The 22712-nt window shown below is 69.0% G+C and carries 21 protein-coding genes; 14 read left to right on the forward strand and 7 right to left on the reverse strand.

The window, feature by feature from the left end; genetic code table 11:
* Window positions 1-6: 6 nt before the first annotated feature.
* Window positions 7-1305 (reverse strand): D-arabinono-1,4-lactone oxidase, encoded by a 1299-nt coding sequence (locus ACJH6I_RS02005; protein WP_406783640.1) that lies wholly within the window; start codon window positions 1303-1305, stop codon window positions 7-9.
* Window positions 1302-2558, reverse strand: coding sequence for an amino acid deaminase/aldolase (locus tag ACJH6I_RS02010; protein WP_406783641.1), 1257 nt, complete (start codon window positions 2556-2558; stop codon window positions 1302-1304). The genes ACJH6I_RS02005 and ACJH6I_RS02010 overlap by 4 nt, the downstream gene beginning before the upstream one ends.
* A gap of 101 nt (window positions 2559-2659) precedes the next feature.
* On the opposite strand from ACJH6I_RS02010, the gene ACJH6I_RS02015 reads away from it, so the two are divergent.
* Window positions 2660-3664, forward strand: a complete 1005-nt coding sequence (locus ACJH6I_RS02015) for an AraC family transcriptional regulator (protein WP_234789773.1) — start codon at window positions 2660-2662, stop codon at window positions 3662-3664.
* Here the strand turns inward: ACJH6I_RS02015 and ACJH6I_RS02020 are convergent.
* The gene (locus tag ACJH6I_RS02020; RefSeq protein WP_406783642.1) at window positions 3661-4872 is read right to left on the reverse strand and encodes an FAD-dependent monooxygenase; all 1212 of its coding nucleotides are present in this window, start codon (window positions 4870-4872) and stop codon (window positions 3661-3663) included. The genes ACJH6I_RS02015 and ACJH6I_RS02020 overlap by 4 nt on opposite strands.
* A gap of 48 nt (window positions 4873-4920) precedes the next feature.
* On the opposite strand from ACJH6I_RS02020, the gene ACJH6I_RS02025 reads away from it, so the two are divergent.
* The gene (locus ACJH6I_RS02025) at window positions 4921-6591 is read left to right on the forward strand and encodes a sulfatase-like hydrolase/transferase (protein WP_406783643.1); all 1671 of its coding nucleotides are present in this window, start codon (window positions 4921-4923) and stop codon (window positions 6589-6591) included.
* On the opposite strand, the gene ACJH6I_RS02030 is transcribed toward ACJH6I_RS02025, so the two are convergent.
* Window positions 6592-7806, reverse strand: coding sequence for a serine hydrolase domain-containing protein (locus ACJH6I_RS02030; protein ID WP_406783706.1), 1215 nt, complete (start codon window positions 7804-7806; stop codon window positions 6592-6594).
* A 57-nt stretch (window positions 7807-7863) separates the two neighbouring features.
* Between ACJH6I_RS02030 and ACJH6I_RS02035 the strand changes: the two genes are divergently transcribed.
* The 8 genes from ACJH6I_RS02035 (at window position 7864) to pyrF (ending at window position 17804) form a co-directional block, all read left to right on the forward strand.
* Window positions 7864-9168: an MFS transporter gene (locus tag ACJH6I_RS02035; RefSeq protein WP_406783707.1), complete on the forward strand. Its 1305-nt coding sequence runs from the start codon at window positions 7864-7866 to the stop codon at window positions 9166-9168.
* Between the two features lie 68 nt (window positions 9169-9236).
* Window positions 9237-9809 carry a bifunctional pyr operon transcriptional regulator/uracil phosphoribosyltransferase PyrR gene (gene pyrR, locus ACJH6I_RS02040; protein WP_406783644.1) on the forward strand — a complete coding sequence of 191 codons (573 nt, stop codon included), beginning with the start codon at window positions 9237-9239 and terminating at the stop codon, window positions 9807-9809.
* Window positions 9806-10750, forward strand: a complete 945-nt coding sequence (locus tag ACJH6I_RS02045) for an aspartate carbamoyltransferase catalytic subunit (protein ID WP_267325448.1) — start codon at window positions 9806-9808, stop codon at window positions 10748-10750. Before pyrR ends, ACJH6I_RS02045 begins: the two co-directional genes overlap by 4 nt.
* Complete coding sequence (locus ACJH6I_RS02050) at window positions 10747-12030, forward strand: dihydroorotase (protein ID WP_406783645.1); 1284 nt, start codon at window positions 10747-10749, stop codon at window positions 12028-12030. The genes ACJH6I_RS02045 and ACJH6I_RS02050 overlap by 4 nt, the downstream gene beginning before the upstream one ends.
* Window positions 12027-12530, forward strand: coding sequence for a hypothetical protein (locus tag ACJH6I_RS02055; RefSeq protein ID WP_061006663.1), 504 nt, complete (start codon window positions 12027-12029; stop codon window positions 12528-12530). Before ACJH6I_RS02050 ends, ACJH6I_RS02055 begins: the two co-directional genes overlap by 4 nt.
* A complete protein-coding gene (gene carA / locus ACJH6I_RS02060; RefSeq protein ID WP_061006662.1) occupies window positions 12527-13657 on the forward strand; it encodes a glutamine-hydrolyzing carbamoyl-phosphate synthase small subunit in 1131 nt (376 codons plus the stop codon). The genes ACJH6I_RS02055 and carA overlap by 4 nt, the downstream gene beginning before the upstream one ends.
* Window positions 13657-16998 carry a carbamoyl-phosphate synthase large subunit gene (gene carB / locus ACJH6I_RS02065; protein ID WP_061006661.1) on the forward strand — a complete coding sequence of 1114 codons (3342 nt, stop codon included), beginning with the start codon at window positions 13657-13659 and terminating at the stop codon, window positions 16996-16998. The genes carA and carB overlap by 1 nt, the downstream gene beginning before the upstream one ends.
* Entirely contained in the window at window positions 16995-17804 is an 810-nt protein-coding gene (gene pyrF / locus ACJH6I_RS02070) for an orotidine-5'-phosphate decarboxylase (RefSeq protein WP_406783646.1), read from the forward strand. Before carB ends, pyrF begins: the two co-directional genes overlap by 4 nt.
* A 6-nt stretch (window positions 17805-17810) precedes the next feature.
* On the opposite strand, the gene ACJH6I_RS02075 is transcribed toward pyrF, so the two are convergent.
* The 3 genes from ACJH6I_RS02075 to ACJH6I_RS02085 form a co-directional block, all read right to left on the reverse strand.
* On the reverse strand, window positions 17811-18266 hold the full coding sequence (locus ACJH6I_RS02075; RefSeq protein WP_064860662.1) for a hypothetical protein: 456 nt from the start codon (window positions 18264-18266) through the stop codon (window positions 17811-17813).
* Window positions 18267-18382: 116 nt separating this feature from the next.
* Window positions 18383-18745, reverse strand: coding sequence for a hypothetical protein (locus ACJH6I_RS02080; RefSeq protein ID WP_064860661.1), 363 nt, complete (start codon window positions 18743-18745; stop codon window positions 18383-18385).
* 185 nt (window positions 18746-18930) lie between these two features.
* On the reverse strand, window positions 18931-19308 hold the full coding sequence (locus ACJH6I_RS02085; protein ID WP_061006658.1) for a hypothetical protein: 378 nt from the start codon (window positions 19306-19308) through the stop codon (window positions 18931-18933).
* 757 nt (window positions 19309-20065) lie between these two features.
* Between ACJH6I_RS02085 and mihF the strand changes: the two genes are divergently transcribed.
* The 4 genes from mihF to coaBC all read left to right on the forward strand — a co-directional run bounded on the left by mihF (window position 20066) and on the right by coaBC (window position 22625).
* Window positions 20066-20383, forward strand: a complete 318-nt coding sequence (gene mihF / locus ACJH6I_RS02090) for an integration host factor, actinobacterial type (RefSeq protein WP_011894593.1) — start codon at window positions 20066-20068, stop codon at window positions 20381-20383.
* 39 nt (window positions 20384-20422) lie between these two features.
* Window positions 20423-20977 carry a guanylate kinase gene (gene gmk / locus ACJH6I_RS02095; RefSeq protein WP_110767687.1) on the forward strand — a complete coding sequence of 185 codons (555 nt, stop codon included), beginning with the start codon at window positions 20423-20425 and terminating at the stop codon, window positions 20975-20977.
* A 75-nt stretch (window positions 20978-21052) separates the two neighbouring features.
* Entirely contained in the window at window positions 21053-21346 is a 294-nt protein-coding gene (rpoZ, locus tag ACJH6I_RS02100; RefSeq protein ID WP_020101623.1) for a DNA-directed RNA polymerase subunit omega, read from the forward strand.
* A 19-nt stretch (window positions 21347-21365) separates the two neighbouring features.
* Complete coding sequence (gene coaBC / locus ACJH6I_RS02105; protein ID WP_061006656.1) at window positions 21366-22625, forward strand: bifunctional phosphopantothenoylcysteine decarboxylase/phosphopantothenate--cysteine ligase CoaBC; 1260 nt, start codon at window positions 21366-21368, stop codon at window positions 22623-22625.
* The last annotated feature ends 87 nt before the right edge of the window (window positions 22626-22712 follow it).

Consider the following 22712-nt stretch of genomic DNA (forward strand, 5'->3'; position numbering starts at 1 on the left):
GGCGCCTCATTCTCCGAGTACTCGGTGTAGGTAGTCGTTGGCGAATGTTCTTCTGGGGTCAAGCTTTTCGCGGACGGCGAGGAAGTCGTCGAATCGCGGATAGCTGTCCCGCAGATCGGCCGCCGTGCGGTTGTGCATCTTGCCCCAGTGCGGACGCCCGTCGTGGCGGCGCATGATCTGCTCGACCGCGGCGAAGTACTCGGTCGGATCGTCACGCACGTAGCGGTGCACCGCGATGTACGCGCTGCGGCGCCCGTACGCGGTGGACAACCAGTTCTCGTCGTCGGCGGCGGCGCGGACCTCGATGGGAAAGCTGATACGCCAACCGCGTTCGGCGATGAGGCTGCGGACCTCGTCGAAGGCGGCGCCCATCGACTCGTAGGGAACGGCGTACTCCATCTCGCGGAACCGCACGCGGCGGGGCGAGGTGAACACCCGGTCGGAGCGCTGGGTGTGTTCACGGTCGGACAGGAACCGGGTGACGGTGCGGTTCAGGGTGGGCACCGCAGCCGGCAGCGCGCTTCCGGCAGCACAGATCGCGCCCAGCACACCGTTCTCGAGCAGTTCCTCCTCGATCCACTGCGACACCCGGTTGGTGGACTCGAGCGGGGTGTAGGCGGGCAGCCGGATGTTGGCCTTGGTGAACGCGGTGTCGGTGTGCGGGAACCAGTAGAATTCGAAATGGTCTGTGTGCGTGCAGCGTTCGTCGAACGTCGCGACGACGTCGTCGACCGGCTCGACGCGTTCGATAGCGTGGATCGCGAAACCGGGCACGCACTGCAGCGTCACCTCGACGATGATCCCCAGCGCGCCCAGGCCGACGCGCGCCGCGGGCAGCCACTCGCTGCTCTGCTCCTCGTCGATGCGGACCAGCTCGCCGGTGCCCGAGACCAGGGTCAGCCCGACGACCTGGGTCGCCAGACCCTCGAAGGCCAGCCCCGTGCCGTGGGTGCCGGTCGAGATGGCGCCGGAGATGGTCTGGCGGTCGATGTCGCCCATGTTCTCGAGCGCGAGTCCGTGCCGTGCCAGTAGCCGCGTCAGTTGCCACAGCGGCGTTCCGCCGCCGACGGTGACCCGCTTGCGCTCGCGGTCGACGTCGAGCACCCCGGCCAGGGCACCCAGGTCCAACTGGATGTCGGGCGCGACGGCGATGCCGGTGAAGCTGTGCCCGGACCCGACGACCTTGATCAGCCTGCCGGTCGCCGTCGCGCGGATGACGGCGTCACACACTGCCTGAACGGTCTTGGGCCGCAACACTTCCGTCGGGTGCGCGGTCTCGCAGCGCCCCCAGTTGGTCCAGGTCACAGGAACGTCTTCCCCTCGCCTCGGTAGGTGGGCGCCGTGCCGACGGTCGTGCCGTCGTCGACCATGGCGAACGCGTCGACGTGCTCGCTGAGCTCACCGGCCTTGCAATGCCGGAACCACACGCGGTCGCCGACTTTCAGTGCCCCAGCGGCTTTTCCGGTGACCGGGGTCTGCACCTCGCCTGCCATCTCGGCGGGCAGCAGACTCAGCCCCGGCGGCCAGACCGGCAGTGGCACGCGGTCCCGGGCGGGCGGTCCGGAGGCGATCCAGCCGCCGCCCAGTACCGTCGCGATCTGCGGGGCCGGCTTGCGCACGACCGACAGCGCGAACGCGGCGGCCGGCGCCGGCGTGAAGCCGCGATAAGTGTCGAACAGGTGCGGACCGAAAAGTCCACTGCCGGCGGCGATCTCGGTGACCGCCGGGTCCGAGGCGGTGTATTCGAGCGATCCGGTGCCGCCCCCGTTGACGAATTCGAGGTCGGCCACCTGCCGTACCGCGGACACCGCGAGACCGCGGCGTTCGAGCAGCTCGTCCTTGGATCGTCGTTGCATCCACCGGATCAGTTGCGACCGTGCGGCCTGACCCCGGACATCGTCACCGACGCCGGCGATCTGGGCCTCGTAGGACATGAGGCCCACCAGCGTGAAACCACTGCGGGCGGCGACGGTCCTGGCCAGGGCACCGGCCTGCGCCGCGGTGTGGACGGGGGAGCGGCGCACCCCGAGGTGTCCCAGTACCGGCGCCTGCCAGGACGCGTCGAGGTCGAGGCAGACCCGCAGCGGCGGTCGCGTCGACGGCGCGGCGACGCTGTCCACCAGATCGAGCTGCGCCACGTCGTCGACCATGAGCGTCACGCGGGCCGCCAACGCCGGGGACGACGCCAGCTCGGCGATCGCGGTGCGGTCGGCCGTCGGGTAGCCGACGACGACGTCGTGCTGCGGCGGGTGCGCCTCGTCGCCGGTGGCCAGCCACAGTGCTTCGGGCAACGTGAACGCCAGTACGCCCGCGTAACCGTCGAGAGCCGTGACGGCGTCCAGGATGGTCCGCGACCGGACGGATTTGGCTGCCACCCGGATCGGTGTCCCGGCCGCGCGGCGGCGCATATCGTGCGCATTGCGGCGCAATGCGCCGAGGTCGATCGCGGCCAGCGGCGTTTCCAGATGCGCGGTCGCGTCGGTCAATGCCGGCCAATACGTCTCCGGAAGCGCCCACGACCCCTCAGCGGAAAGCGATTCCGACAGATCGACCGGCATTGACGACACCATGGTTCGGGAGCTAACCGCATGTCGGTGGGTGCGCACGAGGGCATCGGTGACCACAATGGGGGGAAAACCGGACACGTGTTGGAGGTGGGGTGGACAGGGAAAGCGCGGCGCTCATCCCGACGTCGGTGCTCGTCAACGTCATCGACGTCGCCGACCGTGCCGGCCTGCCCACGGAACGGTGGCTGGCGGCGGCGGGCCTGACGGCCGCGACACTCAATTCGCCCGAGACGCGGGTGTCGTTCCGGCAGGCGGCGATCGTGCTGCGGCGCGCCGTGCGTGCCATGCCCGACCGCGGCCTGGGCATCGACGTCGGGGCCCGTGACATGTTCGTGTCGTTCGGCGTGCTCGGCCTGGCCATCCGTTCCGCCGAAAACCTGGGCGCGGCAATGGCAGTCGGTCTGGAACTGCACCAGAGCGCCGGCAGCCTGATGGACGTCGGCGGCGAGCTGATCGGTGGCACGGTCGCGCTGCGTGCCTACGAGCGCCGCCCGGAACCGGAACTGCTGCCGTTCCTGTGCGAGGAGCTGTTCTGCAGTGTCCTGGTCACCGTCCGGACCGTACTGGAGCTGCCGCAGCAGACACCCGAGTACGTCCAGGTCAGTTACCCGCCGCCGGTCTACGCGCAGCGGTATCACGAATTCTTCGGCTGCCCGGTCCTGTTCAACGCCGACGCCAACCGCTTGACGTTCCCGGGCCAGCTGTGGTCACTGCCGCTACCGCGCGCCGATCCGGCGACGCACGCCGTCGCCGTCGCCGCCTGCCGCGACATGGTGACGCAGGGTGAGCAGCCGACCGACGTGGTGCAGACGGTCGAGACGATGCTGCGGGAGAGCGTGCGCGATCCGCTGACCATGGCCCAGGTCGCCAAGCGGCTCAACATCACCGAACGCACGTTGCGGCGGCGCCTCAGTGCTGGTGGCCAGCAGTTCATCGCATTGCGCGACAAGGTGCGCAGCGAACGCGCGCGGTACCTGGTCCGCGAGACCGCGATGCCGATCCACGCCATCGCCGCTGAGGTCGGATTCACCGATCCGCGGGAATTCCGCCGGGCGTACATCAAATGGACCGGTCATCCGCCCACGCACGACCGTTAGGCCGGCTGGTAGTCCGGCAGGTCGATCGACTCGGCCGTGGAGAACCACTTACGGCCGGCGTACCGCCGCAGCGGCCAGCGCTGCACCCACTTCATGGCGGACGCTGCGCCCGCGATCTGGCGTTCGGACATCGGCGCATACCCGTCGAGGCCGCCGGGCAGGTCCTGGCAGCGGTCGACGTACGGCCGCATGACCGTCTCGTAGCGCCGTAACGCGGGTGCGATGCCGGCCGCGTCGAGCGCCGCGGCGGGCCCGAGTTCTCCGGCCAGCACATATGCCCCGACCAGGGCCAGGCTGGTGCCCATCCCGGACAGCGGCGATGCGCAGTACCCGGCATCACCGCACAGCGTGACGCGGCCCGCCGACCAGGTGTCCATGTGTACCTGGACGAAATCATCGAAATAGAAATCATCGGATTGCGCTGCGGCACTGAGTAATTTGTTGCAGTACCAGCCCGCGCCGTGGAAGCGTTCGGCCAGGAGCGCACGCTGCGCGTCCGGGTCCCGGCGGTCGTACTCGAGCGGCTCGGACCGGAAAGCCAGTCCCGCCTTGGCCGTCGCGGCGTCATGGGACGGCCGCAGTGAGGCGTTGAGCCCGCCGGCGGCCTGGAACATCAGGAACCAGCCATCGAGCCCGATCATGTCGGGTGCGGTGAACCAGGCGTTGTAGCCGCCGAGACGGTGGATGAACTGTTCCTCGGCGCCGAATGCCAACTGCCGTACCGCCGAATGCGGGCCGTCGGCGCCGACGACCAGGTCGGCCTCCACCACACAGCCGTCGGTCAGCGTGGCCCGCACGCCGGACTCGTCCTCCTCGAGCGCGGAAATCCGCGTGCCGAAGCGGTACTCGGCCACGTCGCGGGTCGCCTGGTAGAGCACCTCGGTCAGGTCGCCGCGCAGGATCTCGAGTGCCGAGACGATCCCATTGCCGTCGAACGCCTCGACCGGCATCTCCGCACGCCGGGTGCCATCGGCGCGCACCCAGGCGATGCCGCGCTGAAACAGACAACGCTCGGTCATCGCCGGCAACAGGCCCATCCGGGTGACCACCTCACGGCCCGCGCCCCGCAGGTCGACGGTCTGCCCGCCGGGGCGGATACCCGGCGCCGCTTCGACGATGACCACCCGGTAGCCGTTGCCGGCCAGCCAGTGGGCCAGGGCCGGTCCGGCTACTCCGGCGCCGCTGATCAACACCGTTGGTTGCCCCATGTGCGAAAGCCTATGCGCACTGACAGCATTGGCTCCTAGGCTGGCCCCATGGCGGACATCGACCGGCGCACAGTCCTCAAAGGCACGGCGGCGGCAGCAGGGGTGGCGGCGGCGGGGATCGGTGGTTACCAGTTCCTGTCGCGGGCGGGCCGGGGCCAGTCGGCAGGCAGACCCAACATCCTGGTGATCATCGTCGACCAGATGCGGTCGCCCCAATGGTTTCCCGATGCCAAACAGCTCGGCGAACTGCTGCCCAACCTGGACCGGCTGCGGCAGCGCAGCGTGTCTTTCGACTCGCACTACTCGGCATCCAACATGTGCACGCCGTCGCGCGGCGTCCTCACCACCGGGCTGTACTCGCACCAGACGGGGTGCCTGTACACCGGGGAAGGACCCACCGAATCCACACTGGCGCCCCGGTTTCCGACGTGGGGCACCATGCTGCGCGACCAGGGCTACCGGACCTGGTGGTGGGGGAAGTGGCACCTGGGTCACATCGCCGACACCAACCCGGACGGCCTTGACGCCCATGGCTTTTCCGGCGGTACGTACCCGTCACCCAACGGTGGCCCCAACCAGGGGCTCAAGGTCGACCACAGCATCGCCGACCAGTTCGACGGCTGGTTCGCCGACCACGCCGGCAGCGGCCCGTGGTGCACCACGGTGTCCCTGGTGAACCCGCACGACATCTGCTGGTGGCCGAGAAACCCACTGCCGGACGACGTTCCGCACGTATTCTCCGGGACGCCCGTCAACTTCGAGAACGCCGACGACCTCCGACGGCGCGGCAAGCCGCAACTGCAGATCGACTACATGAACTTCATGTCGCCGCTGATGACCGGCCCGGTGCCGTATTCGGGTCCCGACATGGCAGCGCAATGGGCCCGGTGCCTCGACAACTACCTGTGGCTGCACCAGCAGGTGGACGTCCAGATCGGCCGCGTCCTCGACACCCTGGCCTCCCGTCCCGACATCGAGCGCGACACCATCGTCGTGTTCACCTCCGACCACGGCGAGTACGCCGGATCGCACGGCCTGCGCGGCAAGGGTGCGGCGATCTATGAAGAGTCCATCCGGGTGCCGCTGTACATCCACGACCCGGCCGGTCACCTGACCCCCAAACCCGGCGAGCGCCGGCGTCAGCTCACCTCCAGCGTCGACATCGCACCGCTGCTGCTCACCATCGCCGCGGGCGGCAACGGCTGGCGATCGGACAGCCGCTACAACTACCTACAGGCGCGCGGCGACATCGCCGCCATCGCGGCCGACCCCGGTGCGGTGGGCCGCCCGTGGGTGGCCCACGCGACCGACGACATGTCCGTCGAAGAGATGGCGACGCTGATGAAATCGCCTGCGGTGCAGAAGATGTTCGGCGGTGGCGCGGTGCCCACCGAAATCCCGACGTCGGCGCCCAGCCACATCGTCGCCGTGCGGACACCCGACGCGAAGCTCGGCCGCTACTCGTACTGGCAGCCCGGCGGCATGGCGGCCGACCGCACCCGCCGGATCGACTACGAGCTCTACGACTACGAATCGCCCGCGGGCGCACACGAACTCGACAACCAGGCGGGCCGCAGCGGCAAGCAGGCCACGCTACAGGGATTGCTCGAGGGTGAGGTGCTGCCCGAGTTGCGGGCACCACTGCCGGCCTGGATGCACGATGCCCAGGAACAGGGGATGGCCGACATGCAGCGGCTCACCGCCGCCCGGGCCGGTTAGCTACAAGCCCAGCGCCTGGTACGTCCGCTTCGCGAATTTCGGTCGCGCCGAACGGAGTTTGGCCTGCGAGGCGTTGCCTGCGACGGCCGCCGCGGCATCCACGCTGAGCTCCGGCTGATTCTGGATCAGGTAGATCAGGATCAGGTTCGCGTTCGGGTCGGCCTGCCACCACGTGCCGAAGGCCCCCGGCCAACTGAACGTGCCGGGGCCGCCCGGGCCGAAGAACGGCGTGGCCTTCGCCTCGTCGGTGACGAGCGACAGGTTCAGCCCGAAGCCGCGGCCGATCCAGAACGGCGCGCCCAGGAAGTTCTGTGACTTCTGCTCGGCTGTCAACCGGTCGGTGCGCATGGCCCGTGCCGATTCCTCCGACAGCACCCGTACGCCGTCGACCTCGCCGCCGGCCAGCAGCATCCGCGCGAACGTCAGATAGTCGTCGACGGTCGACCAGAGTCCGCCGCCGCCGGCGCAGAAGGTCGGCGGCATCACCTGCGGCGGGCCCATCTTCCCGGGCTGCAGGCGCAGGGCATCGCCGTCGGCGGCCAGCTGGTACATGGTCGCCGCGCGGCGCCGGCCGGAGTGCGTCACCGCGAATCCGGTGTCCACCATGTTCAGCGGTTTGAAGATGCGTTCCGCCAATACATCTGGCAGCGGCTTGCCCTCGACGCGGGCCAGCAGGAAGCCCAGCACGTCGGTCGACTGGCTGTAGGTCAGCGCGTCACCGGGCTGGTGCGCCAGCGGGAGCTGTCCCAGCTCGGCCAGCCAGCGATCCGGATCCTGCAGCGACTGCAGCTTGTTGTAGGCCTTGCCCAGTGGCGGCGGCACCGTGAACCCGTAGGCAAGGCCGCCGCGATGCGTCATCAGGTCCTCGACGGTGATGGGCCGCCGCGCGGGCACGGACCGGTCCAACGGCCCCTCGAGGCTCGTCATCACGCGCGGGTTGGCCAGCTCGGGAATCCAGTTCGCGATGGGATCGCTCAAGGCCAGCCGGCCTTCGTCGATCAGTGTCATGGCTGCCGCGACCGTGATCGGCTTGGACATCGACGCGATGCGGAAGACGGTGTCGCGCTCCATCGGCAGCTTCGCTTCCACGTCGCGGTGGCCGAGCGTGTTGACCTGCCGCACCGCGCCGTCCTGCCACACCAGCGTGACCGCGCCGGCCAGCAGGCCGGTGTCGATCGCCGCGCTGACCGATTCGGTGTTCGCGTCGAGATTCACCCCGGTCACGTTAGCCTGCCTAACGTGGCTGCAGACCCGTCGACCCCGAGCACACCGATGAACAAGGTGGCGTTCGCCAGTTTCATCGGCACCGCGATCGAGTTCTACGACTTCTACATCTACGGGACGGCCGCGGCGCTGATCTTCCCGCAGGTGTTCTTCCCGAACCTGCCGCCCGCCATGGCGACCATCTCGTCGCTGGCCACGTTCGCGGTCGCGTTCCTGGCCCGACCGATCGGCGCGGCGGTCTTCGGGCATTTCGGAGATCGGCTGGGCCGCAAGAAGACTCTGGTCGCGACGCTGCTGATCATGGGGCTGTCCACCGTCGGCGTCGGCCTGGTGCCCAGCTCGGCCACGATCGGCCTGGCGGCGCCGATCATCCTGTTGATCCTGCGGGTGTTCCAGGGCTTCGCCGTCGGCGGGGAATGGGCGGGTTCGGCACTGCTGAGCGCCGAGTACGCCCCGGCCGGAAAACGCGGCATGTACGGCATGTTCACCCAGTTGGGCGCCGGGGCCGGTCTGGCCGTCAGCAACCTGGTGGTGCTGATCGCCAACGTGACGATCGGGGAGAAGAGCCCGGTGTTCCTGGACTGGGGCTGGCGGCTGCCGTTCCTGTTCAGCGCGGTGCTGCTGGCCGTGGCGCTGTACGTGCGGCTGACCATCGACGAGACTCCCGTCTTCGTCGCCGAGCAGAAGCGGGGCACGGTGCCCCGCGCGCCGTTCTCGGAGCTGGTGCGACGGCAGGGCAAGCAGGTGTTGCTCGGGGCCGGCTGCATGGTCGGCATCTTCACCATGAGCTTCCTCGGCGGCACCTATCTGATGAGTTACGCCAGCACCCGCATCCACCATCCGCGGACGCTGATCCTGTCGGTCGGCGTCCTGGCCGGGGTGTCGCTCATGGTGTTCTCGGCGATCTCGGCGGTGCTGTGCGACCGGTACGGGCGACGGCGCGTCATCCTGGTCGGGTTCGGGTTGGCGCTGCCGTGGGCATTCCTTGTCATGCCGCTCATCGACTCCGGCTCGCCGGTCGGGTTCGCGGTGGCGATCGCCGGCATCTTCTGCATCTTCGGGCTCGCCTACGGACCCATCGGCGCGTTCCTGCCTGAGACGTTCGCCACGCGGTACCGCTACACCGGGGCCGGCATGGCCTTCAATCTCGCCGGAATCGTCGGCGGCGCGTTGCCGCCGCTGGTCGCCGGCCCGCTCGTCGCCGCCCTCGGGAGCTGGGCCGTTGGGCTGATGATCGCCGTCTTCGTGCTGGTCAGCATCGTGTGCACCCTGGTGTTGCCCGAAACCCGGGGGACGGAGCTCGACGATACGGCCGGCGACATGCCCGACGAGGACGCCCTGGCGGCCTGCTAAGCTACGCGGCTAGTTAGACGTCCTTTAACGACCCGTCCAGAGAGGCGGAGAAGGAGGTCCGGTGTCTCGTGGGTGACTCCACCGACCGGGAATTGCTGTCCGCTGCCGACGTGGGCCGGACCATCTCGCGCATCGCGCATCAGATCATCGAGAAGACCGCGCTCGACGCGGCCGACGCCCCGCGCGTGGTGCTGCTCGGCATCCCGACCCGCGGCGTCACCCTGGCCACCCGGATCGCCGAAAAGGTCAAGGAATTCTCCGGCGTCGAGCTGCCGGCCGGCGCCCTCGACATCACGCTCTACCGCGACGACCTGAACTTCAAACCGCCGCGGGCGCTCGCCTCGACCTCGATTCCGGAGGGCGGCATCGACAACGCGACGGTGATCCTCGTCGACGACGTCCTGTACTCGGGCCGCTCCGTGCGCTCGGCCCTCGACGCGCTGCGCGACATCGGCCGCCCCCGCATGGTGCAGCTGGCCGTCCTCGTCGACCGCGGTCACCGCGAACTGCCCATCCGCGCCGACTACGTCGGCAAGAACGTTCCGACGTCGCGCACCGAGAACGTCAAGGTGCGGCTGTCAGAGACCGACGGCGGAGACGATCACGTCTCCATTGCGCCCTATGGAGGACCCACCCGGTGAAACACCTGTTGTCCGCCTCGGACCTGAGCCGCGACGCGGCGACGGCCATTCTCGATGACGCCGACAAGTTCCGCGAAGCGCTGCTGGGCCGCGACGTCAAGAAGCTCCCGACGCTGCGTGGCCGCACCGTCATCACGATGTTCTACGAGAACTCCACCCGCACGCGGGTGTCGTTCGAGGTGGCCGGCAAGTGGATGAGCGCCGACGTCATCAACGTCAGCGCCTCCGGTTCGTCGGTGGCCAAGGGCGAGTCGCTGCGGGACACCGCGCTGACCCTGCGCGCCGCGGGTGCCGATGCGCTGATCATCCGGCACCCGGCTTCCGGTGCGGCACAACAACTTGCGGCATGGACCCGCGACGAACACGGCGGGCCGTCGGTGATCAACGCGGGTGACGGCACCCACGAGCACCCGACGCAGGCGCTGCTCGACGCGTTGACCATCCGCCAGCGCCTGGGCGGTCTCGAGGGCCGGCGCGTGGTGATCGTCGGCGACATCCTGCACAGCCGGGTGGCGCGCTCCAACGTCTCGCTGCTGTCGACGCTGGGCGCCGAGGTCGTGCTGGTGGCGCCGCCGACACTGCTGCCGGTCGGGGTCGGGGACTGGCCGGTGACCGTCTCGCACGACCTGGACGCCGAACTGCCGGCCGCCGACGCGGTACTGATGCTGCGGGTGCAGGCCGAGCGGATGAACGGCGCCTTCTTCCCGTCGGCGCGCGAGTACTCGGTGCGCTACGGACTGTCCGAGAAGCGCCTGGCCGGCTTGAGCGAGGACACGGTGGTGCTGCACCCCGGTCCGATGCTGCGCGGCATGGAGATCGCCTCGTCGGTCGCCGATTCGTCGCAATCAGCTGTACTGCAACAGGTTTCGAATGGGGTGCATGTTCGTATGGCAGTGCTGTTCCAGCTTCTCGTCGGCGCGGGCCGGGAGGTGATCGCGTGAGCACGCTCATTCGCGGCGTCCGGCTGTACGGCGAGGGTGATCCGGTCGATGTGTTGATCGCCGACGGGCAGATCGCCGAAATCGGTAGCGGTCTGACGGCCGACGAGGTCATCGACGCCGCCGGCCAGATCATGCTGCCCGGTTTCGTCGACCTGCACACGCACCTGCGCGAGCCGGGCCGCGAGTACGCCGAGGACATCGAAACGGGTTCGGCAGCAGCCGCACTCGGTGGTTACACCGCGGTGTTCGCGATGGCCAACACCGATCCGGTCGCCGACACCGTGGTGGTCACCGACCACGTCTGGCACCGCGGACAGCAGGTCGGCCTGGTCGACGTGCACCCGGTCGGCGCCGTCACCGTCGGGCTCGACGGCAAGCAGCTCACCGAGATGGGCCTGATGGCCGCCGGTGCCGGTCAGGTCCGGATGTTCTCCGACGACGGCATCTGCGTCGACGATCCGCTGGTGATGCGCCGGGCGCTGGAATACGCTGCGGGACTTGGTGTTCTGATCGCCCAGCATGCCGAGGAACCGCGCCTGACCGTGGGTGCCGTCGCGCATGAGGGCCCGAACGCCGCCCGGCTGGGACTGGCCGGCTGGCCGCGCTCGGCGGAAGAGTCGATCGTCGCCCGCGATGCGATCCTGGCCCGCGACGCCGGTGCCCGCGTGCACATCTGCCACGCCTCCACGGCGGGCACCGTCGAATTGATCAAATGGGCCAAGGCCCAGGGCATCTCGATCACCGCCGAGGTCACGCCGCACCACCTGCTGCTCGACGACAGCCGGCTCGCGGACTACGACGGCCGCAACCGCGTCAACCCGCCGCTGCGCGAAGCCAGCGACGCCGAGGCGCTGCGGCAGGCCCTCGCCGACGGGGTGATCGACTGCGTCGCCACCGATCACGCCCCGCACGCCGAGCACGAGAAGATGTGCGAATTCGCCCACGCCCGGCCCGGCATGCTGGGCCTGCAGACCGCGCTGTCGGTGGTGGTCGAGACGATGGTGGCGCCCGGCCTGCTCAGCTGGCGCGACGTCGCCCGCGTGATGAGCGAGGCGCCGGCCGCCATCGTCGGCCTGCCCGACCAGGGCCGTCCGCTCGCGGTCGGCGAACCCGCTAACCTGACCGTGGTCGACCCCGACGCCACCTGGACGGTGCAGGGCACCGGCCTGGCCAGCCGCTCGGACAACACGCCGTACGAGTCGATGACGCTGCCCGCCACCGTCACCCTGACGATGCTGCGCGGCAAGGTCACCGCGCGGGACGGAGTCAGCCCCGCATGAACACCGGGACGCTGATCACCTACCTGGTACTGGCCGCGGTCGTGGTGGTGCTGGCCGGGTTCGCGATCCGGCAGATGCTCAAGGGCTGGATGCACCGGGTGCAGCGGCAGGCCGGCGCCGTCGGACTGCTCCCGGCGCTGCCCGACACCGTGGGGCCGGCGATCGTCTCGGCCACAAAGGGCTTGTACGTCGGCAGCACCCTGGCGCCGAGCTGGCAGGACCGAATTGCGGTGGGCTCCCTCGGATTTCGCAGCAAGGCCGTGATGACGCGGTATCCCGAGGGCATCATGCTGCAGCTCACGGGCGGCAGCCCGATCTGGATTCCCGACGAATCCATCACCGCGATCCGCACCGAGCGGGCCATCGCCGGCAAGGTGCTCACGTACGACGGGATTCTCGCCATCCGGTGGCGGCTGCCGTCGGGCACCGAGATCGATACCGGATTCCGCAGCGACGACCGTCGCGAACTGGCCAAATGGGTTGAGGAGGACAGTAAGTGACGAGCGATCAGACCGCCGTGCTGGTGCTGGAGGACGGCCGGGTGTTCACCGGCACGCCGTTCGGCGCCGTGGGCGAGACGCTGGGTGAGGCAGTGTTCTCCACCGGCATGTCCGGTTACCAGGAGACGCTGACCGACCCGAGCTACCACCGGCAGATCGTGGTGGCCACCGCCCCGCAGATCGGCAACACCGGCTGGAACGGCGAGGACAACGAGAGCCGCGACGACAAAATCTGGGTCGCCGGCTACGTCGTCCGCGACCCGTCGCCGCGCGCTTCCAACTGGCGCGCCACCGGCACCCTCGACGACGAACTGGTGCGCCAGGGCATCGTCGGTGTCGCGGGTGTCGACACCCGTGCCATCGTGCGGCACCTGCGCAACTTCGGGTCGATGAAGGCCGGCGTCTTCTCCGGTCCGGCTCTGGCCGACACCGACACCCTCGTGGACCGCGTCCGCAACCAGCCGTCGATGCTGGGCGCCGACCTGGCCGGTGAGGTCAGCACCGGCGACCGGTACGTCGTCGAACCCGTTGGTGCCGAGCGCTTCTCCATCGCGGCCATCGACCTCGGGATCAAGACCAACACCCCGCGCAACTTCGCCGCACGCGGCATCCGCAGCCACGTGCTGCCGTCGGCGGTGACCTTCGACGAGATCGCCGCCCTCAAGGTCGACGGGGTGTTCCTGTCAAACGGCCCGGGCGACCCGGCCACCGCCGACCACATGGTCGAGGTCACCCAGCAGGTGCTCGCGGCCGGAATCCCGTTGTTCGGCATCTGCTTCGGCAACCAGATTCTGGGCCGCGCGCTCGGTCGCTCGACCTACAAGATGACCTTCGGGCACCGCGGCATCAACATCCCGGTCGTTGAGCAGGCAACCGGCCGCATCGCGATCACCGCACAGAACCACGGTTTCGCGCTGGAAGGCGAAGCCGGGGAAGAGTTCGACACCCCGTTCGGCCGCGCCGTGGTCAGCCACACCTGCGCCAACGACGGTGTGGTGGAAGGTGTTTCGCTGCTCGACGGGCGCGCCTTCTCGGTGCAGTACCACCCGGAGGCCGCGGCCGGTCCGCACGACGCCGAGTACCTGTTCGACAAGTTCGCCAACCTGATGGCAGGGGAGGGCAAGTAATGCCACGCCGCACAGACCTCAATCACGTCCTGGTGATCGGCTCCGGCCCGATCGTCATCGGCCAGGCCTGCGAATTCGACTACTCGGGTACCCAGGCCTGCCGCGTGCTGCGCGCCGAGGGCCTGCAGGTCAGCCTGGTCAACTCGAACCCGGCCACGATCATGACCGACCCGGAGTACGCCGACAACACCTATGTCGAGCCGATCACCCCGGCGTTCGTCGAGAAGGTGATCGCGCAACAAGCCGAGCGCGGCAACAAGATCGACGCCGTGCTGGCCACCCTGGGCGGGCAGACGGCGCTGAACACCGCCGTTGCGCTGCACGAGAACGGCGTCCTCGAGAAGTACGACGTCGAGATGATCGGCGCCGATTTCGACGCCATCCAGCGCGGCGAGGACCGGCAGAAGTTCAAGGACATCGTCGCCAAGGTCGGTGGTGAGTCGGCGCGGTCCCGCGTCTGCCACACCATGGACGAGGTGCGCGACACCGTCGCAGAGCTGGGACTGCCTGTCGTCGTCCGCCCCTCTTTCACGATGGGCGGCCTGGGCTCGGGCATGGCGTACACGAAGGAAGACGTCGAGCGGATGGCCGGCGACGGCCTGTCCGCATCGCCGACGGCCAACGTGCTGATCGAGGAATCGATCTACGGCTGGAAGGAATATGAGCTCGAGCTGATGCGCGACCACCGCGACAACGTCGTGGTGGTCTGCTCGATCGAGAACTTCGACCCGATGGGTGTGCACACCGGCGACTCGGTGACCGTCGCGCCCGCGATGACCCTGACCGACCGCGAATACCAGAAGCTGCGTGACCTGGGCATCGCGATTCTGCGCGAGGTCGGCGTCGACACCGGTGGTTGCAACATCCAGTTCGCCATCAACCCGGCCGACGGTCGCCTCATCGTCATCGAGATGAACCCGCGCGTGTCCCGCTCGAGCGCATTGGCTTCCAAGGCAACGGGTTTCCCGATCGCCAAGATCGCCGCCAAGCTGGCCATCGGCTACACGCTCGACGAGATCGTCAACGACATCACCAAGGAGACCCCGGCCTGTTTCGAGCCGACCCTGGACTACGTCGTCGTCAAGGCGCCGCGGTTCGCGTTCGAGAAGTTCCCCGGCGCCGACCAGACGCTGACCACCACCATGAAGTCGGTGGGCGAGGCGATGTCGTTGGGCCGCAACTTCATCGAGGCGCTCGGCAAGGTGATGCGGTCGCTCGAGACCAAGCGCACCGGATTCTGGACCGGAGACGATCCCGACAAGACGCTCGATGAGCTGCTGACCGGGCTGCGTACCGCGACCGACGGCCGGCTCTACGACATCGAACAGGCACTGCGCCTTGGTGGTTCGGTCGAGGCCGTGGCCGAGGCGTCCGGTGTGGACCCGTGGTTCGTCGACCAGATCGCCACCCTGGTGGCCCTGCGCGGCGAACTCGTCGACGCCCCCGTGCTCGACGAGCGCCTGCTGCGCCGGGCCAAGCACAGCGGTCTGTCCGACCGGCAGATCGCCGCGCTGCGGCCGGAACTGGCGGGCGAGGTCGGGGTGCGCGCACTGCGCGAGCGGCTCGGCATCCGTCCGGTGTACAAGACCGTCGACACCTGCGCGGCCGAGTTCGACGCCAAGACGCCGTACCACTACAGCAGCTACGAGCTGGACCCAGCGGCCGAGACCGAGGTGGCGCCGCAGACCGAGAAGCCCAAGGTGCTGATCCTGGGCTCGGGCCCGAACCGCATCGGGCAGGGCATCGAGTTCGACTACAGCTGTGTGCACGCGGCAACCACGTTGAGCCAGGCCGGTTTCGAGACCGTCATGGTCAACTGCAACCCAGAGACGGTCTCGACCGACTACGACACCGCCGACCGGCTGTACTTCGAGCCGCTCACCTTCGAGGACGTGCTCGAGGTGTACCACGCCGAGCAGGCGTCCGGGGCCGGTGGTCCGGGCGTGGTCGGCGTGATCGTGCAGCTCGGTGGCCAGACCCCGCTGGGTCTGGCGGACCGGCTCGAGAAGGCCGGGGTGCCCGTCGTCGGCACCAGCCCCAAGGCCATCGACCTCGCCGAGGACCGTGGCGAATTCGGTGAGGTGCTGCGCGCCGCCGGCCTGCCGGCGCCGCGCTTCGGCACCGCAACGAGTTTCGAGCAGGCCCGCCGGATCGCCTCCGACATCGGCTACCCGGTGCTGGTGCGCCCGTCGTACGTCCTGGGCGGCCGCGGCATGGAGATCGTCTACGACGAGCAGACCCTGCAGGGCTACATCGAGCGGGCCACCGAGCTCTCGCCCGAACACCCCGTGCTGGTCGACCGGTTCCTGGAAGACGCCATCGAGATCGACGTCGACGCGCTGTGCGACGGTACCGAGGTGTACATCGGCGGCGTGATGGAGCACATCGAGGAGGCCGGCATCCACTCCGGCGACTCGGCCTGTGCGCTGCCGCCGGTCACGTTGGGCCGCACCGACATCGCCGCCGTGCGCAAGGCCACCGAGGCCATCGCCCACGGCATCGGCGTGGTCGGTCTGCTCAACGTGCAGTACGCGCTCAAGGACGACGTGCTCTACGTGCTGGAGGCCAACCCGCGCGCCAGCCGCACGGTGCCCTTCGTCTCGAAGGCCACCGCGGTACCGCTGGCCAAGGCGTGCGCCCGGGTCATGCTGGGCGCCACCATCGCCGAGCTGCGGGCCGAGGGCATCCTGGCCGCCGAGGGCGACGGCGCGAGCGTCGCGTCCAACGCGCCGATCGCGGTGAAGGAAGCCGTCCTGCCGTTCCACCGGTTCCGCAAAGCCGATGGCTCGCAGGTGGATTCGCTGCTCGGGCCGGAGATGAAGTCGACCGGTGAGGTCATGGGCATCGACAGCGATTTCGGTACCGCCTTCGCCAAGAGCCAGACCGCGGCCTACGGCTCGCTGCCCTCGGGCGGCACGGTGTTCGTGTCGGTGGCGAACCGCGACAAGCGTTCGCTGGTGTTCCCGGTCAAGCGTCTGGCCGATCTCGGCTTCCGGGTGCTGGCCACCGAGGGCACCGCGGAGATGTTGCGCCGCAACGGCATTCCGTGCGAGGTCGTCCGCAAGAACTTCGAGGAGCCCAGCCCGGACCGCCCGGCGATGTCCGCGGTCGACGCCATCAAGGCCGGCGAGGTCGACATGGTGATCAACACGCCGTACGGCAACTCGGGTCCGCGCATCGACGGCTACGAGATTCGTTCGGCCGCGGTGTCGGCCAGCATCCCGTGCGTGACGACGGTGCAGGGCGCCTCGGCCGCGGTGCAGGGCATCGAGGCCGGTATCCGCGGAGACATCGGGGTGCGGTCGCTGCAGGAGCTGCACAGCCAGTTGGGCGCCAAGTGACCTTCGGGCCCAAACTGCGGGCTGCCATGGCACAGCGGGGTCCGCTGTGCCTGGGCATCGACCCGCACCCGGAGCTGCTGAGCGCCTGGGGCCTGCCCGTGTCGGCCGACGGCGTGGCGAAGTTCAGCGACATCTGCGTCGAGGCGTTCGCGGGCTTCGCGATCGTCAAGCCGCAGGTGGCGTTCTTCGAGGCCTACGGGTCGGCGGGCTTCGCCGTGCTGGAGCGGACCATCGTCGGGTTGCAGGAGGCCGGCGTGCTCGTGCTGGCCGATGCCAAGCGCGGTGACATCGGCTCGACCATGGCCGCCTACGCGCAGGCCTGGGCGGGGGATTCACCGCTGGCCGCCGATGCGGTGACGGCGTCGCCGTACCTCGGCTTCGGCTCGCTACAGCCACTGCTCGACGTCGCGGCCGCCCATGGCCGCGGCGTGTTCGTCCTGGCCGCCACGTCCAATCCGGAGGGCGCGTCGGTGCAGCGCGCGCTGGCCGGCGAGCGGACCGTGGCGCAGACGATCGTCGACGAGGTCGCCGCGGTGAACGCCGCGGGCGACGGCTCGGTGGGTGTCGTCGTCGGCGCCACGCTGTCCGAGGTGCCCGATCTGTCGCAGCTCGGCGGGCCGGTGCTGCTGCCCGGTGTCGGCGCGCAAGGCGGCCGCCCGGACGCACTTGCCGGGCTCGGCGGCGCACGGCCGGGCACCCTGCTGCCCGCGGTGTCGCGGGAGGTGCTGCGGGCCGGGCCGGACGTCGCGGCCGTGCGCGCCGCGGGGGAGAAGCTCCGCGACACCGTGGCGTACCTCGCGGAATAGCGCCGACTAGTTCTGGTGGGCCTCGACGCGGTCCTGGGAGCCCGCGAACGGGCCGCCCGGGCCGAACGGGTCGACCACGTTGCGCTGGTAGCGGCTCTCGGCCTTGGCGTTGTCGTTCGAGGCCTGCTGACGGACGGCGGGCGATACGCAGACATGGTCGCCGCCGAACGCTTCCCGCCACACGTAGCCGCTGGCGCATGTATCCGGGCCGTATGCGCCGCCGCCGGGCTGACGGTGCAGATCCGGGTTGGCGTTCTCCTGTGCCGTGCTGTCGCGGACACCCGGTTTCACGCAGACATGGTCGCCGGGCCCCGCCTCCCGCCACACGTAGCCCGACACACACGTGTCGGGTCCGTAGGGCAAGGGGTCCGCCTGCGCCGGCACCACTCCGGCCACGCCCACCGTCGCTGCCCACACCACGGGCAGCGACAGCAGACATCGGTGCTCGGTCTTGTACCGCATGTGTCCCACCTCCGAATCGATCCTGCCGATGGAGGTGGACGCTACGGGGCCGCCGGGCCCCGCGAATCAGGCATTTCCCTAGTTTTCGCACTGCCGACGTGGTGCGCCGGCGGTCATCACAGCGGAATCCAGATGGGGCCCAGCCAGAAGCCCCACGCGCTGAAGCGGGGCTCGAACACCGGGTTCACCCACTGACCGTTGTAGTCGAACGGCTGGTGGTCGAAGCGGCCGTCATCGATACCGCGGTGGTACCAATCGCGACCACGGTCATCGCGCCAGCCGTCGCGGTCCTGATGCCAGTCGACGCCGCGCTGCCAGCCGCCGCGGTCGTCGCGGTGATCGTTGTGCGGCCCCCAGCACGGGGCGCCCGGCCCGCACCACGGGTCGGCACCAGCCGTCGCCAGCCCGATGCCGAACAGTCCGGCGGCGCCGATACCGGCCGCCAGGGTGGATGCGGTCAATGCCTGCTTGATCTTCATGCCGCTGACGCTATTGCGGTTCGATGGGCGTGCACTTAGCTGTACTTAGGTGTTTGCTGTGCGTGGCGGTGCAGCCAGGAACATGTTGTGCGGCAGCCTGTTTGGAACACAGTCCCGCAGATGACGAGACGGCCCGCCACATCGTGGCGGGCCGTCTCGTTGCGGGACCGATCAGCGGGCGTCGATCACAGCGGAATCCAGATCGGGCCGAGCCAGAAGCCCCAGGCGTTGTGGCCGTTGTCCCAGACCGGGTTCACCCACTGGCCGTTGTAGTCGAACGGCTGGTGATCGAAGCGGGCATCATCGATGCCGCGGTGCTGCCAGTCGCGGCCCTGGTTGTCGTGCCAGTTGTCGTCGCGGCCGACGGGGGCCGCCGGGCCGCGGTTGTCACCTGGACCGCGGTTGTCACCCGGGCCGCGGCCATGGTCGTCGTGCTGGCCGCACTGCGCGTTCGGCGGGCAGCCCGGGTCGGCATTGGCGCCGGCCAGGCCGACGCCGAACAGCCCGGCGACGCCGATGCCGGCTGCCAGGGTGGATGCGGTCAACGCTCGCTTGAAGTTCATCGCTGCACAGTCCTCCTCGTGATGGGTACGACATTGAAGTTAGGACCGCCTAATGTGCGCGCACTTTGGTGTCGTTAGGTGTGTGCTGTGCGTGTCGCAACGGTTCGGTCACCGGGCGCTGACTGTTGCCTGTGGGAAACCTGGCCCGGATGGAAGGCATTGGCCGGGAGACGGTTTCATGACGAAGCGGTCGTCGGGGCGATGCGCGGAGGCTCGGCCAGGTCGGCGCATGGACGCAGGCCGGTGTTTGCGGAGTCTGCGTGACGGCGCGCAGCGACGGCGCGTCGGCCGCGTCGTGGGGTGCTGAACCGGTCTCCGAACCGGCAAAAACCCGTCGATTTAGGTGGTCCGACCGCCCAAATCGGCCGACAGACGCGCCGGCAGTGCACCGACCCGTTCGGCCCCGCACCGACACGCCCGACACGCCGTGACCTGCGAAAATTTTCCTGACGAACCCCGGCCGGCGGCCCGAAAATGCGCCCGGCCGCGCCGCGGCGGATCGGCCGTCCTCCCACTGAGTGCTCAAAACCCTTGATACGCAGGCAGATCTGTGGCTGCAGCGCCTCGAAAGGGGCCTTGGTGAGCTTGCACTTCGCGGCCACCCGGAGCCGCCGTTCGCACTACACGCTGGGCTTTTAGCTTCGTTACCCGGGGGGTGGGGTTAGCGCTTGTCGGGAAGCGTGGGTACGGTCGTCGTCGCTGGCTGGTTCACCCCAGCCGTGACAGAAATTATTTGACGGAGATACGGAGGAACCCCGTGGCCCTTCCCCAGTTGACCGACGAACAGCGCGCGGCAGCGTTGGAGAAGGCTGCTGCCGCACGTCGAGCACGTGCCGAGTTGAAAGACCGGCTCAAGCGCGGCGGCACCAACCTCAAGCAGGTCCTGACGGACGCCGAGACCGACGAGGTCCTCGGCAAGATGAAGGTTTCCGCTCTGCTGGAAGCCCTGCCCAAGGTCGGCAAGGTCAAGGCGCAGGAGATCATGACCGAGCTGGAGATCGCTCCGACCCGCCGTCTGCGCGGCCTGGGCGACCGTCAGCGCAAGGCCCTGCTGGAAAAGTTCGACTTTTCCTGATCTGACGCAAGACTGACGAGCAGTAGGGGCCGGACGGCAATGAACCGTGTTGTTGTGCTGTCCGGCCCCTCTGCCGTGGGCAAATCCACGGTCGTGCGCTGCCTGCGTGAGCGGGTGCCCGACCTGCATTTCAGTGTCTCCGCCACGACGCGCGCGCCGCGTCCCGGCGAGGTCGACGGTGTCGACTACACATTCGTCTCGGCCGACGAGTTCCAGCGCCTCATCGATGACGGCGAGCTGCTCGAATGGGCCGAAATCCACGGGGGACTGCAGCGCTCCGGCACCCCCGCGCGCCCGGTCCGGGAAGCCATCGCCGCTGGTCGGCCCGTCCTCATCGAAGTCGATCTGGCCGGCGCCCGGGCCGTCAAAGAGGCCATGCCCGAGGTGCTGACGGTCTTCCTCGCGCCGCCCAGCTGGGAGGCGCTCGAGAGCCGTCTCATCGGCCGCGGCACCGAGAGCGCCGAGGTGCAGGCCCGCCGCCTGGCTACCGCGCGGGCCGAACTGGCCGCTCAAGACAGTTTCGATGTGACTGTTGTCAACAGTCAGTTGGAATCCGCCTGTGCAGAATTGGTATCCTTGCTGGTGGGCCGCTGAGCGGTCTGCGCAGAACCGCACAGATATCGCTGATAGCGACGCCAATCTTCACACCAAACGCCGGGAGAATCCTTCGTGAGCACCACTGTCGAGAGCATCGACTCCGACGCCGCCATCGCCTACGACACGCCGCTGGGTATCACCAACCCGCCGATCGACGAGCTGCTCGATCGCGTGTCGAGCAAGTACGCGCTGGTCATCTACGCCGCGAAGCGGGCGCGCCAGATCAACGACTACTACAACCAGCTCGGTGACGGCATCCTCGAGTACGTCGGCCCCCTGGTGGAGCCGGGCCTGCAGGAGAAGCCGCTGTCGATCGCCATGCGCGAGATCCACGGCGACCTGCTCGAGCACACCGAGGGCGAGTAAGGCCGCGTAGGCGCCGAACATGGCCGACCGCAAACGCATCGTCGTCGGAGTCGCCGGAGGTATCGCCGCCTACAAGGCGTGCACCCTGGTTCGTCAGCTGAGCGAGGCCGGGCATTCGGTCCGCGTGGTGCCGACCGAGTCGGCGCTCAAGTTCGTCGGCGCCGCCACTTTTGAAGCACTGTCCGGCAATCCCGTCCACACGGGCGTGTTCGAGGACGTCTCCGAGGTGCCCCACGTCCGGTTCGGTCAGCAGGCCGACCTGGTCGTGGTCGCACCGGCCACCGCCGACCTGATGGCCCGGGCGGTGGCGGGGCGCGGCGACGATCTACTGACCGCCACGCTGCTCACCGCGCGCTGTCCGGTGCTGTTCGCCCCGGCGATGCACACCGAGATGTGGATGCACCCGGCCACCGTCGACAACGTCGCGACATTGCGGCGTCGGGGTGTCGTCGTGCTGGACCCGGCCTCCGGGCGCCTCACCGGCGCCGACAGCGGTGCCGGACGGCTGCCTGAGGCCGAAGAGATCACCACGTTCGCCCAGCTGCTCCTGGAGCGCGGCGACGCGCTGCCCCGCGATCTGGCCGGGGTCAAGGTCGTCGTCACCGCCGGCGGAACCCGCGAGGCCATCGATCCGGTCCGCTTCATCGGCAACCGCAGTTCCGGCAAGCAGGGCTACGCCGTGGCGCGCGTGATGGCCCAGCGCGGCGCCGAGGTCACCCTGATCGCCGGCAACACCGTGGGCCTGGCCGACCCGGCGGGTGTGGACGTCGTGCACATCGGTTCGGCGGCGCAGCTGCGCGATGCGGTGTTCAAGTACGTGTCCGACGCGCACGTCCTCGTGATGGCCGCCGCGGTCGCCGATTTCCGTCCCACCGAGGTAGCGACCACCAAGATCAAAAAGACGCACGGCCCCGGCGACGCCGACGGAGCGCCCGTCATCGAACTGACGCGGACCGACGACATCCTCGCCGGCGCGGTGCGGGCGCGCACCGACGGCCAGCTGCCGAACCTTCGTGCCATCGTCGGATTCGCCGCCGAGACCGGCGATGCGAACGGCGACGTGCTGTTCCACGCCCGGGCCAAGCTGCAGCGCAAGGGCTGTGACCTGCTGGTTGTCAACGCGGTGGGCAACGGCAGGGCCTTCGAGGTCGACGTCAACGACGGCTGGCTGCTGGCCGCCGACGGCACCGAGTCAGCGCTGGAGCACGGGTCCAAGACCTTGATGGCCAGTCGCATCGCCGATGCGACCGCGGCCTTCCTGCGTGGCAAGGACGAATGAACATAGCCTGAACCGCGCCGCGGAACGGGTTTGCTGCGCAGGGGTACACGACAGTCGGTAGCCGGGCGCGGATATTATGCGCCGGAC

It is taken from the genome of Mycobacterium sp. SMC-13, from assembly GCF_045311035.1.
GTDB lineage: Bacteria > Actinomycetota > Actinomycetes > Mycobacteriales > Mycobacteriaceae > Mycobacterium.